Annotated in this window: 6 protein-coding genes, 2 tRNA genes and 3 rRNA genes; 4 read left to right on the plus strand and 7 right to left on the minus strand. The window is 38.5% G+C overall.

Features of this window, described 5'->3' with window-relative positions; all coding sequences use genetic code 11:
- Positions 1-101 precede the first annotated feature (101 nt).
- Entirely contained in the window at positions 102-2,234 is a 2,133-nt protein-coding gene (locus tag ABXT67_RS15210) for a hypothetical protein (RefSeq protein WP_415374887.1), read from the minus strand.
- A 1,161-nt stretch (positions 2,235-3,395) separates the two neighbouring features.
- On the opposite strand from ABXT67_RS15210, the gene ABXT67_RS15215 reads away from it, so the two are divergent.
- Positions 3,396-3,743: a transposase gene (locus tag ABXT67_RS15215; protein ID WP_415377010.1), complete on the plus strand. Its 348-nt coding sequence runs from the start codon at positions 3,396-3,398 to the stop codon at positions 3,741-3,743.
- A 785-nt stretch (positions 3,744-4,528) separates the two neighbouring features.
- On the opposite strand, the gene rrf is transcribed toward ABXT67_RS15215, so the two are convergent.
- The 6 genes from rrf to ABXT67_RS15245 all read right to left on the minus strand — a co-directional run bounded on the left by rrf (position 4,529) and on the right by ABXT67_RS15245 (position 11,274).
- Positions 4,529-4,636: ribosomal RNA gene (gene rrf / locus ABXT67_RS15220) — 5S ribosomal RNA — on the minus strand.
- A 160-nt stretch (positions 4,637-4,796) separates the two neighbouring features.
- Positions 4,797-7,625: ribosomal RNA gene (locus tag ABXT67_RS15225) — 23S ribosomal RNA — on the minus strand.
- A 222-nt stretch (positions 7,626-7,847) separates the two neighbouring features.
- A tRNA-Ala gene (locus ABXT67_RS15230) sits at positions 7,848-7,921 on the minus strand.
- A 169-nt stretch (positions 7,922-8,090) separates the two neighbouring features.
- Positions 8,091-8,164 (minus strand) — tRNA-Ile (locus ABXT67_RS15235).
- Positions 8,165-8,361: 197 nt separating this feature from the next.
- A 16S ribosomal RNA gene (locus tag ABXT67_RS15240) occupies positions 8,362-9,882 on the minus strand.
- The 16S, 23S and 5S rRNA genes sit together here with 2 tRNA genes alongside, the layout of an rRNA operon.
- Positions 9,883-10,575: 693 nt before the next feature.
- Positions 10,576-11,274 carry a DUF4294 domain-containing protein gene (locus tag ABXT67_RS15245; protein ID WP_415374888.1) on the minus strand — a complete coding sequence of 233 codons (699 nt, stop codon included), beginning with the start codon at positions 11,272-11,274 and terminating at the stop codon, positions 10,576-10,578.
- A gap of 116 nt (positions 11,275-11,390) precedes the next feature.
- Here ABXT67_RS15245 and ABXT67_RS15250 point away from each other — a divergent pair, with 116 nt between their 5' ends.
- The 3 genes from ABXT67_RS15250 (at position 11,391) to ABXT67_RS15260 (ending at position 15,041) form a co-directional block, all read left to right on the plus strand.
- Positions 11,391-12,476, plus strand: a complete 1,086-nt coding sequence (locus tag ABXT67_RS15250) for a M42 family metallopeptidase (RefSeq protein WP_415374889.1) — start codon at positions 11,391-11,393, stop codon at positions 12,474-12,476.
- Positions 12,477-12,668: 192 nt separating this feature from the next.
- Entirely contained in the window at positions 12,669-14,102 is a 1,434-nt protein-coding gene (locus tag ABXT67_RS15255; protein ID WP_415374890.1) for an MBOAT family O-acyltransferase, read from the plus strand.
- 84 nt (positions 14,103-14,186) lie between these two features.
- Positions 14,187-15,041 (plus strand): hypothetical protein, encoded by an 855-nt coding sequence (locus ABXT67_RS15260; protein WP_415374891.1) that lies wholly within the window; start codon positions 14,187-14,189, stop codon positions 15,039-15,041.
- Positions 15,042-15,045: the final 4 nt, after the last annotated feature.

A 15,045-nucleotide genomic window follows, 5' to 3' on the forward strand; every position in this document is an offset into this window, starting at 1 on the left:
AATTTTAAAAATTACAATAAAAAAAACCACCGATTATGATATATAATCGGTGGTCTTTTTATATCATTATGAAATATCACTCCATAATGTGAAGATAAGAATTATTTTTTATTCTTTACAGAACTATCAATTCCTAATTTTGCATTAATTACACTTTGTGTTGCTGGCGTATTTACAAGACCTGGACCGGTTTGTTGTTGTCCTCTTGACACTCCAACATTACCATCAGTAAAACTTATAGGGTCACACGTTACAGAAGCAACCCATCCTTCATCACCATTGTTCCAAGTATCTGATTGGAATACGATGGTAAGGTATTGTCCAGACGATACAATTTGATCATTTAAAAGACTTGTACCTGTAAATCCATTATTACCGTTAGCAGTACTAACTAATGCACCACCTACAGATACTACTATTTGACTTGCACTTGTATCGATACCATCATAAAAACGCATATAATCCCATCCACCTTCGAGATCAAATTCAGAGAATTCCATAAATACAAAATTACCAGATCCTGCATCTACAAGATACGTTTGATCAATTCCTAATTGAACATCATCGTAAGGTCCTGGATTTCCTCCTATATCTACAAAATCAACACCACAAGGCACTAAAGTTGGTAATGGAATGGTAAAGGCCTCAAGACAGAATCCTACCTCAATGGCTGCAGCTGCTACTTGAATAATAATAATATCTCCTACCGTCCATCCTGATAAAGCTAATGAACCAAAAGATGCTACACAAGATAATTCTGTGCCCGTTAGATCGTATGCGGTAATTGTTGGGTTTCCTAAACCACTTGTTGCCAATAATCCAGATGTTGTTGTAACTACTTCGTAGAAAATATCTGTAAGGCCACCACAATTCGAATCATATGGACTATCACTAAATCCTCCATTAGTTGTATCATTTAAGTCTACTATAACATTATTAACAGCACAACCTGTACCTTCTGAACTAGGGCTTAATGATAATGGATCATCAAAGGTATCTCCAGGTGCTCCTCCTGCTGGTGGTAAACAAGTAACACTTACAAAAAGAGTTCCTGATGCTGTTGCGCCAAAAGCACTTGCATAAATAAAGTATTCTGTCGTACCATCTCCGATTTCTTGGAATGTTACTTCAGAAGTAAGAACCCCGTTTGCGTCATCATTACCTGCTAAACAAACGAGCGCATCACAAGTTCCTGTATACACATTAAGTGTCGTATCAAAAGTGGATCCTGCTAAAGATACTTCAATGTCATTAACAGATCCTGAGTCTGTATAAACATACCAGATTCCTGCGTTTGCATTTGCTCCACAACTTACTCCTGCATCGGTATTTGTTGCTAGATCTGTAGAAACTGCAAAAGAGTCATCACATAATATTGGCAATGCATCAGCACATAAATCGTTTACAGGAGGCACACATTGCGTGTCTGTAATAAATGATCCGGAAAGTTCAACATTACCAGCACTTAATGCAGCCCAAGTTCCCGAAGAGGAAGAACAATCTCCAAGATTCGTATAGATATGCGTTCCATCCCAACTAAGATCAGTTGCTACTGCTGTATAGGCTCCTCCTATTGTACAAGTAGTTGTATTTCCAGCTGGAAGACACCCAATTTGAAAGTTTCCAGTTACAGATCCATAATCTACTAAATTAAAAATTACCTGTGTGGTAATATCTGTGTCATCGCCTTCTCCATCACCTGTAGCAAATATAACACTCCAAGTACCACTTGCAGGTTGGTCACTCTGTGCATTAGAACTAAAAGACCCCGTAAGTGGCACAACAGCACCACGCACCTCTTCTTTTGCAAGAGCAATAAAAGAAGGCTTAGAATCTGTCGTTACGTTGGTTGTAGTCGGACTTTTACCGTCCAATCCTACTGTAAAATTAAAAGAATTGTTTGGTGATTGAAAAAGTAGATCAAAGGAGTTATTACCTTCACTAGGAAGTGCAAATCCTTTAAAAAATTCAACATCACCGTTTAAATAAGTTATCGTCGCTGAAGATCTCTGCTCATTTAAAATTTTAATTTCAGTTACACCTCTATTTAGTGCATCTGCTGTTGATGATACACCCTTATATAAACCAAATGGTGTTCTGGCATAAATTGATAAGTCAGAAGCCAATTCGACTAAATCATTCGCTGCGTCATTCTGTATGACTTCTTCTTCTTTTTGACAAGAAAAGAGAATTCCTGCAAAAAATAAAAGAGTTAGTAATTTTGATAATTTCATAAAAAAATGTTTAAATGTTAGAAGTTTAAAGTCTGTAATTAATTAACTGTAAATTAACTAAAAAATACTTTAACAAACAAAAATAAAAGCAACCAAATTCACAATTTTAATATAAAACATTTAATAAACTTTTAACAGCAGCTATTTACTCCAATACTGAGTCTTGTTCCAAACAAATTATCTTGAATATAGAGAAATCACAGGGAAGAAAACAGGGGTCAATCTCAAAAGTTAAGTGTGTATAAATATAGAAGTAGTATTTAGATTTTTGTAGTAAAAACACTTTGGACAATTATCTAGAACTACTCAAACCTATGCTTCCAGAATTTTTAATCAATCACTTCTATTTAGCTAAGAACCTTAAGACGGTAAAGTCAAGCATCTCTATTCTAAAGAGCATAATACCAACCCGAAAGAAGATTTAAAACGTATTTCAATAGCGATATAGATACACAAGTATATGATATATAATTTTTAATACTAACATGAAATACTTTTTAGTTACAAATAAAACGGGATCGATGTTTGGATAAGACAAATAAATAAGGTGTACAGAACGAATAAAATTTAGTGGTATGGGGAACACGAATGACCACCAAGTTCGCTGCTTTTTTAAAAGAAATTAGCAAATACTAAGACTTCAGATTGCCATACCAGAGGCAGATTTTATAATGTTGGTGTTAAAAAAATTTGCAGACTATATCTAAACGATAAGATCCAAACGGTAATGCTATACAATAATAAAAAACAAGAGACCTTAAAGTTAGAAAGAAGTATTGTAGGCGTATTTTCGGGCACTTAAATAGAACCGATCATAGACCAACTACCTAAAATACCAACAAAAAGAAGAGCAAAAGGTATATAAATCACTTAAGACAAAGTAAATTCAACGAATATCATTGCAAAAAAATGTTCCGAAAAACAATGCAGATCACAAATAAGTTTTACGTTGAAAAACTTTCGCTCGAAAAGCTTCAAAAAATTAGAATTAAACATAGATAGGGTGCAGTAGGTACTGATAATGATGCTCTAGAAAATGACCAAAATAAAAAATTAAAATATACCCCAAAGCAACTATCAAATGGAGACACACTCGAACAACATCTTGCCAGAAGCAGACATTTACTCTAAAAATAAAGCTCTAAATAGACCGATAATCAAATAGAACGAGTAGAGATAGTATTTGAACACTATTCCGATTTAAAAAAAACATCCAATCTATGTCAGAATTTATTTTGGATATTTAATGATACAAAAGATGACACTTCAGCTTTAATCCGACTAGCAAAATGTCATGACAGGTTGAGAAATGCGGAGTTCAAGAGTTTTAATACAATTGTAAGAACAATGTCTATACATTATCAAAACAGACTCAACTTCTTTGACAATAGAAGTACAAACTCGTCAACAGAATCATTTAATGCTAAAATCAAAGCTTTTAGAGCGCAATTCAGAGGAGTTAGAAACATAGATATATTTCTATTTAAACTCGCAAATATTTTTGCCTGATTCTAAAATCTCACCCCTTTTAGACAAGATGCACAAAATGACCCTCTCGTGCCTGGTTAATTTAATTATATTCCATAAAAAAAGAGGCAATCCAAATAAATGAATTGCCTCTTAAAGCAGTTGCCTTAAATATTGAAACGACACTCCGTTAAAAAGCGGAGTATCACCACGGCCTATTGGGAGCGTAGTATTGATTTAGATTTATTCCATAAAAAAAGAGGCAATCCAAATAAATGAATTGCCTCTTAAAGTAGTTGCCTTAGATATTGAAACGAAACTCCGCTAAAAAGCGCAGTACCACCACGGCCTCTTGGGAGCGTAGTATTGGTTTAGATTTATTCCATAAAAAAAGAGGCAATCCAAATAAATGAATTGCCTCTTAAAGAAGTTGTCTTAGATATTGAAACGACACTCCGCTAAAAAGCCGAGTACCACCACGGCCTCTTGGGAGCGTAGTATTGGTTTAGATTTATTCCATAAAAAAAGAGGCAATCCAAATAAATGAATTGCCTCTTAAAGCAGTTGCCTTAGATATTGAAACAACACTCCGTTAAAAAGCGGAGTATCACCACGGCCTCTTGGGAGCGTAGTATTGGTTTAGATTTATTCCATAAAAAAAGAGGCAATCCAAATAAATGAATTGCCTCTTAAAGCAGTTGCCTTAGATATTGAAACGACACTCCGCTAAAAAGCGAAGTACCACCACGGCCCCTTGGGAGCTTAGTATTGGTTTAGATTTATTCCATAAAAAAAGACTCAATCCAAATAAATGAATTGAGTCTTAAAGAAGGCGGCGACCTACTCTCCCACGAGTGCAGTACCATCGGCGCAAACGGGCTTAACTTCTCTGTTCGGAAAGGTAAGAGGTGAGCCCCGTCGCTATAACCACCTTAGTTTTATGACGGTATCGACCTTGTGAGCCGATTACAGTCACCCTACTAGCCGTAGGGAAATAACTTAACATATTGAGTAAGAATAGAAGAATTAAAAATAAAGTATTTGAATGACTTAATAAGAGTTAGCTTCCTCCCGATTGCTCAGGAGGAAAGCGTCGTACATAAGCTTATGGGCTATTAGTATCACTCGGCTACAGACATTACTGCCCTTACACCTATGACCTATCAACGTGGTAGTCTCCCACGGCCCTTTAAAGAAATCTCATCTTGTGGTAGGTTTCGCGCTTATATGCTTTCAGCGCTTATCCCTTCCCGACGTAGCTACCCAGCAATGCTCCTGGCGGAACAACTGGTACACCAGCGGTCAGTCCAACTCGGTCCTCTCGTACTAGAGTCAGATCCACTCAAATTTCTTACGCCCACTGTAGATAGAGACCGAACTGTCTCACGACGTTCTGAACCCAGCTCGCGTGCCACTTTAATGGGCGAACAGCCCAACCCTTGGGACCTTCTCCAGCCCCAGGATGTGACGAGCCGACATCGAGGTGCCAAACCCCCCCGTCGATATGAGCTCTTGGGGGAGATCAGCCTGTTATCCCCGGAGTACCTTTTATCCTTTGAGCGATGGCCCTTCCATGCGGAACCACCGGATCACTATGCTCTACTTTCGTACCTGATCGACTTGTAGGTCTCTCAGTCAAGCTCCCTTATGCCATTGCACTCTACACACGATTGCCAACCGTATTGAGGGAACCTTTAGAAGCCTCCGTTACTCTTTTGGAGGCGACCACCCCAGTCAAACTACCCACCAAGCACTGTCCCCGTATTAAACGGGTTAGGCTCTAAACAAGCAAAGGGTGGTATTTCAACAGTGACTCCACCACGCCTGGCGACGCGGCTTCGAAGTCTCCCACCTATCCTACACATTGCTTGTCCAGAACCAATACTAAGCTATAGTAAAGGTTCACGGGGTCTTTTCGTCCCACAGCGGGTAAACGGCATCTTCACCGTTACTACAATTTCACCGAGCTCATGGCTGAGACAGTGTCCAGATCGTTACACCATTCGTGCAGGTCGGAACTTACCCGACAAGGAATTTCGCTACCTTAGGACCGTTATAGTTACGGCCGCCGTTTACTGGGGCTTCAATTCAATGCTTCGCCGAAGCTAACATCTCCTCTTAACCTTCCAGCACCGGGCAGGTGTCAGGCCCTATACTTCATCTTTCGATTTCGCAGAGCCCTGTGTTTTTGATAAACAGTCGCCTGGACCTCTTCACTGCGGCCCTCAATAAATTGAGGGCGACCCTTCTCCCGAAGTTACGGGTCGATTTTGCCTAGTTCCTTAGCCATGAATCTCTCGAGCTCCTTAGAATTCTCATCCCAACCACCTGTGTCGGTTTAGGGTACGGGCTGCTTCACTCGCTTTTCTTGGAACTTGATTCTCTGGATTATCACCGCGACCGTAGTCTTAGTGTACTATCGGGGCGTCACCGCTCCCTTCAACGTGCTATTCCGTCAGCACGCACCAAATATTCAAATCCGTCACTTTTAGTGTGAGCAGGTACAGGAATATTAACCTGTTGTCCATCCACTACCCCTTTCGGGTTCGCGTTAGGTCCCGACTAACCCTCAGCTGATTAGCATAGCTGAGGAAACCTTAGTCTTTCGGAGTGCGGGTTTCTCGCCCGCATTATCGTTACTTATGCCTACATTTTCTTTTCTATCCGTTCCAGCAGGCCTTACGACTCACCTTCAACACAAATAGAATGCTCCCCTACCACTTAATAAATTAAGTCCATAGCTTCGGTAGTATGTTTATGCCCGATTATTATCCATGCCGGATCGCTCGACTAGTGAGCTGTTACGCACTCTTTAAATGAATGGCTGCTTCCAAGCCAACATCCTAGCTGTCTGTGCAATCCAACCTCGTTTATTCAACTTAACATACATTTTGGGACCTTAGCTGATGGTCTGGGTTCTTTCCCTCTCGGACATGGACCTTAGCACCCATGCCCTCACTGCTGATCATATTTTATAGCATTCGGAGTTTGTCAGGAATTGGTAGGCGGTGAAGCCCCCGCATCCAATCAGTAGCTCTACCTCTATAAAACTAATATCAACGCTGCACCTAAATGCATTTCGGGGAGTACGAGCTATTTCCGAGTTTGATTGGCCTTTCACCCCTACCCTCAGGTCATCCCAAGACTTTTCAACGTCAACGGGTTCGGTCCTCCACTATGTGTTACCACAGCTTCAACCTGCCCAAGGGTAGATCACACGGTTTCGCGTCTACTACTGCTAACTATGGCGCCCTATTCAGACTCGCTTTCGCTACGGCTCCGAACCTTAAGTTCTTAACCTTGCTAACAACAGTAACTCGTAGGCTCATTATGCAAAAGGCACGCCGTCACAGCGTAAAGCCGCTCCGACCGCTTGTAAGCGTATGGTTTCAGGATCTATTTCACTCCCTTATTCAGGGTTCTTTTCACCTTTCCCTCACGGTACTAGTTCACTATCGGTCTCTCAGGAGTATTTAGCCTTGGCGGATGGTCCCGCCGGATTCATACAGGGTTTCACGTGCCCCGCACTACTCAGGATACCACTATATTCACATTCTTTACCTATACCGGGCTATCACCGTCTATGGCCACTCTTTCCAAAGTGTTCTAGTTCATCCTGCTTCTAATGTCGTGGTCCTACAACCCCAATATTGCCGTAACAACATTGGTTTGGGCTATTGCGCGTTCGCTCGCCGCTACTAGCGCAATCACTTTTGTTTTCTCTTCCTCCGGGTACTTAGATGTTTCAGTTCTCCGGGTTTGCCTCCTTGCGGATACTATATCTTCAATATAGTGGGTTGCCCCATTCGGAAATCTTCGGATCAATCAATATGTGCTTGTCCCCGAAGCTTATCGCAGCTTATCGCGTCCTTCTTCGCCTCTGAGAGCCTAGGCATTCCCCATACGCTCTTAATTTGCTTATTGTACTTTTTTGCTCTTAATGAGTTATTCAATTTGCTCCAATTGTTGTAAACAACAATTAAAGACTTTTACTTTAATTTGCTTTTCTCGTATTCTTATTCTCAATATGTCAATGAACGTTTTTCTTCTCAAACAATACAAAATCGATGGTAACAAAAACTGATTTTACTGTGTAGTATCCTTGGTTGTTTTGGTACCTATCAATTCCTATATCTAAAAGAATTGTGGAGAATATCGGAGTCGAACCGATGACCTCCTGCGTGCAAGGCAGGCGCTCTAGCCAGCTGAGCTAATCCCCCATTTTTTAAAAGTGAAATTATAAAAATATAAAATTCCAAATTCCAAAAAGGATAGGCATCCCAACTTCTAAAATTTCCTTCAATATGTAATGAACGTGGTATTTCCTAAAAAATACATTTTAAACATCTAAGCCATCTGCATATTGCAGATCGCATACTCTTTTTAAAGTAGTCTCAGGCAGACTCGAACTGCCGACCTCTACATTATCAGTGTAGCGCTCTAACCAGCTGAGCTATGAGACTGTTTTTAAATAGACTCAAGACTTTTAGGGAAACACGATTCAAGACTAGTTGTCCTGCTCCTTGTTTCTTGTTTCCTGAATCTCTTCTTTAATAATATAAAATTGACAGCTAAACCAAGCTAATTACCTTCCTTAATTATAATAAAGGTACTCTTGTCGTCTTTGCTAGATAGCTAAATTAATAACTACTTGCTCTAGAAAGGAGGTGTTCCAGCCGCACCTTCCGGTACGGCTACCTTGTTACGACTTAGCCCTAGTTACCAGTTTTACCCTAGGCGGCTCCTTGCGGTGACCGACTTCAGGTACCCCCAGCTTCCATGGCTTGACGGGCGGTGTGTACAAGGCCCGGGAACGTATTCACCGGATCATGGCTGATATCCGATTACTAGCGATTCCAGCTTCACGGAGTCGAGTTGCAGACTCCGATCCGAACTGAGATAGGTTTTGAAGATTCGCTCCTGGTCACCCAGTGGCTGCTCTCTGTACCTACCATTGTAGCACGTGTGTGGCCCAGGACGTAAGGGCCGTGATGATTTGACGTCATCCCCACCTTCCTCGCGGTTTGCACCGGCAGTCTTGTTAGAGTTCCCGACATTACTCGCTGGCAACTAACAACAGGGGTTGCGCTCGTTATAGGACTTAACCTGACACCTCACGGCACGAGCTGACGACAACCATGCAGCACCTTGTAATCTGTCCGAAGAAAAAAGTGTTTCCACTCCTGTCAGACTACATTTAAGCCCTGGTAAGGTTCCTCGCGTATCATCGAATTAAACCACATGCTCCACCGCTTGTGCGGGCCCCCGTCAATTCCTTTGAGTTTCATTCTTGCGAACGTACTCCCCAGGTGGGATACTTATCACTTTCGCTTAGCCACTCAGAATAAATTCCGAACAGCTAGTATCCATCGTTTACGGCGTGGACTACCAGGGTATCTAATCCTGTTCGCTCCCCACGCTTTCGTCCATCAGCGTCAATATAATGTTAGTGATCTGCCTTCGCAATTGGTATTCTAAGTAATATCTATGCATTTCACCGCTACACTACTTATTCTAACCACTTCACATTAATTCAAGACAACCAGTTTCAATGGCAATTTTACAGTTGAGCTGCAAACTTTCACCACTGACTTAGCTACCCGCCTACGGACCCTTTAAACCCAATAATTCCGGATAACGCTCGGACCCTCCGTATTACCGCGGCTGCTGGCACGGAGTTAGCCGGTCCTTATTCTTACAGTACCGTCAAGCTCCCTCACGAGGGAGTGTTTCTTCCTGTATAAAAGCAGTTTACAACCCATAGGGCAGTCTTCCTGCACGCGGCATGGCTGGATCAGAGTCTCCTCCATTGTCCAATATTCCTCACTGCTGCCTCCCGTAGGAGTCTGGTCCGTGTCTCAGTACCAGTGTGGGGGATCCCCCTCTCAGGGCCCCTACCTATCGATGTCTTGGTAAGCCGTTACCTTACCAACTAACTAATAGGACGCATACTCATCTTGTACCGTAACCTTTAATCATAAATACGATGCCGTAATATGATACTATATTGTATTAATCCAAATTTCTCTGGGCTATCCAATAGTACAAGGTAGATTGTATACGCGTTACGCACCCGTGCGCCGGTCGTCAGCAAGTGCAAGCACCTCTGTTACCCCTCGACTTGCATGTGTTAAGCCTGCCGCTAGCGTTCATCCTGAGCCAGGATCAAACTCTTCATTGTATAATCTTAAATAAAATTTATAACAACTAAAAGCCCTCTCAAAAAAAATTCTCAGGTTCTCAACTTAGTTTAGTTTAATTTGTATAAAACAATTGTAATAAATTACAATGTCAAATACGCTGTCAATTTCAATATCTCAATGAACTCCCCCATATAGGGATTAGCCGGAACATAACTTAAATTATGAATAACTAAATTTGTCGCTGTAACGGAATCGAACCGTTATTATTAATTACCAAATCAACTCTTTTAAATGAACTACTTTTCTTAGCGGCTGCAAATGTAAAACCGTTTTTACAATCTCACAACTATAAAAGAAAAATATTTCAAAAAAATTTAAGAACTTTATTTTAAAGCTAAAAACAAATACGTTTCGTTTTCTTAGCGGCTGCAAATATACTACTGTTTAAATCTATGCGCCAAACAAAAAATGAACTTTTTTTTAAATAAATTCAAACTACTTTTCAAACCCTTGAAAACATAACATTTAGACTTTAAAAATAATAGCTATTATTTTAAATCAAATACTAACGCATCCAAAACGCACCTTATTTCAAAGGATCAAGTTTATTAAAAACAATTGTAAAACATCATTTTAGAAAATCGCGTTAAGAAAAGTGATTGCCTTAAAATAAAAGAGCGAACTACTAAAGTACTGCTTTCTAACTAACTACACAAGTGCTTTTAGAAAAATTATTTTTTAGTGATTTTATCCCAATGAGATGACAGTTCAAAATAGTCTATTGGGAATGCTGGAGATTGTCTTTTTAATATTTCCGCTTGGAAAGATCGTTCTAATATATCTTCAATTAAATAGTCCTCCTCTACTTCAAAGGGTTTGTATTCTTCTTTTATAGAGATGTTAAAAAGGCTTGCTGTAGTATTGTACCAGAATGCTCGCCAACCAGTGCGGAGTTCTTTGACCAATTCAAAAGCTGTTCTTCCTGTTTGCCTATGAATAAGCTTTACTAATATTTGTCCTTCGGTTCTGGTTAATTTTTTAAGCTTTTCAGAAAACTCTCCTTCAATATACTTTTGGATTCGTTTTGTATATCGCCTGCGATCTCTTTTCTTAGTAATTGTTTTTAACCTTCCCGTCATTGTTGTGAGTCTTTCAGAAGCTAGTTTGGCATAGGGATATACTTTTCTAGTCTTTCGCCTTAGTATAAGATAACGCCTTCGGTCTTGCTTGTTGTTGAATTTTAATTTATTCAGCAATACAACTTCTTCTAAGTCTATATATTCACGAGGTATCGTATCGCCTTCAATTACATAATAAAAGGAGTTGGCACTATCTTTGTCTTTTGAAGGATATTCTATAGTAGTTTGAGCCAGCAAGGGGAGCGCTAATAAGGCCACTGTAATAGTAAAAAGGAAACTATGAAATTTCATTTAGGGTATTCTTTATAAATATCAAATCTAAAATCGTTCCAAAAATAACAAAATCGGCACGTCAAATCCTATTATTTCGCTAATTTTGAATTCCTATTATAAATAATAAAACAACTATGGCAAAATCGATTCTGAATAAAAAATCACTCCAATTTCTTGAAAAATACTTAAACAACGCAGCTCCAACTGGATATGAATGGGACGGTCAAAAATTATGGATGGAGTATTTAAAACCATATGCAGATGAATTTATTACAGACACCTACGGAACCGCCGTAGCTGTTATTAATCCAAAAGCTAAATACAAAGTTGTTATAGAAGGACATGCAGATGAAATTTCTTGGTACGTTAACTATATAAGTGACGATGGATTATTGTATGTAATAAGAAACGGTGGTAGTGACCATCAAATTGCTCCTTCTAAAATCGTAAACATCCACACTAACAAAGGAATCGTAAAAGGTGTTTTTGGTTGGCCTGCGATACATACCCGTAGCAAAGCGAAAGAAGAAGCTCCAAAACCAGACAATATCTTTATTGACATAGGAGCCATCGATAAAGAAGAAGTTGAAAAGATGGGAGTCCATGTAGGTTGTGTAATTACCTATCCAGATGAATTTCATATTTTAAATGGCGATAAGTTTGTTTGTAGAGCTTTAGATAATCGTATGGGAGGTTTTATGATTGCTGAAGTAGCTAGACTTTTAAAGGAAAACAAAAAAGAGTTGCCTTTTGGTCTTTATATAACAAATAGTGTTCAAGAAGAAATTGGACTCCGAGGCGCACAAATGATTGCTGAACGTATTAAACCTAACGTAGCAATCGTTACCGATGTAACGCACGATACTTCTACTCCAATGATTGACATGAAAAAACAAGGCCGTGCCGAAATTGGAAAAGGTCCAGTGATTGCTTATGCTCCAGCGGTACAACAAAAATTGCGAGATCTTATTACTGAAACTGCAGAGAAAAACAACATACCTTTTCAGCGTGCAGCACTATCTCGTGCAACGGGGACTGATACTGACGCTTTTGCGTATAGCGGAAGTGGCGTTGCTTCCGCATTAATTTCGCTACCACTCAGATACATGCATACTACAGTTGAAATGGTACACCGTGAAGATGTGGAGAATGTTATCAAACTAATTTATGAGTCTTTATTGAACATAGAAGATGGTGAAACTTTTAGTTATTTTGACTAAATAAGTAACCCTACTTTCATTGTTATAAAACCCTCTAAAATTATTTAGAAGGTTTTATGTTTTGAACTTATTTGTATAATATAAACTTGTTTTTACTAGGAATTAAATAGCTGTTTATATTTCTAATAGATTGAGAAAAAAGCCTCCCAATCGGGAGTCTTTTTTTTTATATTAGCACCTTCAAAGAAACATATGCTTTTTAACTCATTTGATTTTGGCCTCTTTCTTATCACAATATACCTGATATATTGGGCTTTAGGCAATAAAAATCGTGTATACCAAAATGCCTTGTTATTAGCGGGAAGTTATTTTTTCTACGGAATTTGGGATTGGCGATTTTTGGGATTACTCCTCGCTAGTTCTTTAATTGATTATGGTGCAGCACTACAAATACAAAGCACTTCATCAAAAATTACGAAAAAAACATTCTTATGGCTCAGTATTACATGGAATTTAGGCGTTCTTTTTGTTTTTAAATACTACGGTTTCTTTGTTGACAATTTTACTTCGCTTTTTTATGATGATATATATTCTAATCAGTATATTTTTTGGAATGTTATTATCCCTGTAGGACTTAGTTTTTATACTTTCCAAACCATGAGTTACACGATTGATGTATATCGAGAACGAATAAAACCTACAAAAAACCTATTAGAATTTTTATGCTTTGTAAGCTTCTTCCCACAACTGGTTGCAGGACCTATTGAACGCGCGCGATCGCTATTACCTCAATTTAAAAAAGACCGTGTTTTTGATCTTGAACAATCAAAAGATGGACTACGTCAAATATTATGGGGGCTCTTTAAGAAAATGGTGGTCGCAGATAATGTAGCCATTGCAGTGAATGCTATTTATGCTAGTCCAGATGATTTTGGAAGCTTATCGTTATTGTATGCCTCTACCCTATTCTTCTTTCAAATATATTGTGATTTTTCTGGATACAGCGATGTTGCTATTGGTACCGCAAAACTATTTGGTTTTAAACTGAGTAAAAACTTTGATGTGCCTTATCTAGCAAAAACAGTAGCAGACTACTGGCAACGTTGGCATATTACCTTAACAAAATGGTTTACAGATTATGTATATGGACCAATAGTAAAGAACACAAGCAGAAGCTATGCAATGAAGAGTGTTGCGCTATTCATCACCATGATGCTCATAGGACTATGGCATGGAGCAAACTGGACCTTTGTCATGTTTGGTTTTATTCAGGCAGTTTTCATAGCTTTAGAAAGGATACGGGTTACCATAGGTAAAAGATCATATTCACTGGCAATAGGATTGAATAACGCTCCTTTTTTAGTTAATTTAATTTACACAAGTTTTATAATTATATTCTCAGGGATATTTTTTAGGGCAGCCGATATTCAAAGTGGATTTCATATCATTGAAAGAATATGGAGTTTTATTCCCTCAGATAATTTTTCTCTTATTATTGGAGCTAAGATTCTAGTTATTCCAATCTTAATGATCGCTGAAATAATGACAAGACTTAAACCTTTTCCATTACTCAAATTACAACGACATTTAAATAAACCTGTGCGTTGGGTAATTTATTATACGCTCATTTTTTTAATTATTCAATATGCCGGACCCAAAGAGCAATTTATCTATTTTCAATTTTAAAGAAACCCAGTTACGGTTTTTGTTACGGGCGGGATTATTCTTTTCCCGGTAGTACTGCTTTTCATTATTATTGAACTTCTAGTATTGAATATTCCTGCTAGTTATATAAACAGAAGTGCGTATTTTGAAACTGAAAAAGATTCTATTGAGATTGCTGTATTTGGTTCTTCACAAGTAGATACCGGCTTAAATCCGGTATATTTTGACCAACCTTCCATCTCTTTTGCCTCTAAATCTCAACATCACGATCTTGACAATGCCATATTTACTCAGACTTTACATAAAATGCCCAAACTAAAAACAGTGGTTTTTGAGTTATCGTACGCTCATTTAGAAATACCTCATAATGGAGCAGACTTTTGGAAAAATAATGTGTATTTAAAATATTTTGAGGTGAATGCCTTTAATCGTGCTACTTACTTTAAAGACAAGTTAATTTATATTTCAAGCCCGCGTTTATTTTCTAAACAGCTAACCGATTATTATATCAAAAAGAAAGATTTTAGTGGTTTTAACAAATATGGCTATGACTCGCTCAATTATGGATTCATTTTTAAGAATCTAAACTATAATCAAGATGCGATAGATCAACTGCCTATTGAACTTAGCGGCATGGAGAATTTGCGGGTCTTTGATTATAATGTTCCCTATTTCCTTTCTATGATAGAAAACGTTCTTAATGAAAATTTACAAGTAGTTATTTGCACAATGCCATTAGAAAAAAACTACTTAAAAACAAGAGAACCAAGTGTTTTAATACGAAGAGATAGCATTTTGGATCTCATTGGGAAAAGGTATGCGGGGGTTAAAATCTTTAGAAAAGAAGAAGATACCCTTAACTATAATCCTACAGATTTTAGGAACCACAATCATCTAAACCCTCAAGGCGCTGAAAAATTCACAAAAGAACTTAACGAGTTCCTAAAAGCGTCCTTCTAGACCT

It is taken from the genome of Patiriisocius sp. Uisw_017, from assembly GCF_047731265.1.
Classification (GTDB): domain Bacteria; phylum Bacteroidota; class Bacteroidia; order Flavobacteriales; family Flavobacteriaceae; genus Patiriisocius.

Coding starts and splice junctions, on each gene's coding strand:
- ABXT67_RS15210 (WP_415374887.1), bottom strand. CDS start 2,234: ATGAAATTATCAAAATTACTAACTCTTTTATTTTTTGCAGGAATTCTC.
- ABXT67_RS15245 (WP_415374888.1), bottom strand. CDS start 11,274: ATGAAATTTCATAGTTTCCTTTTTACTATTACAGTGGCCTTATTAGCG.
- ABXT67_RS15250 (WP_415374889.1), top strand. CDS start 11,391: ATGGCAAAATCGATTCTGAATAAAAAATCACTCCAATTTCTTGAAAAA.
- ABXT67_RS15255 (WP_415374890.1), top strand. CDS start 12,669: ATGCTTTTTAACTCATTTGATTTTGGCCTCTTTCTTATCACAATATAC.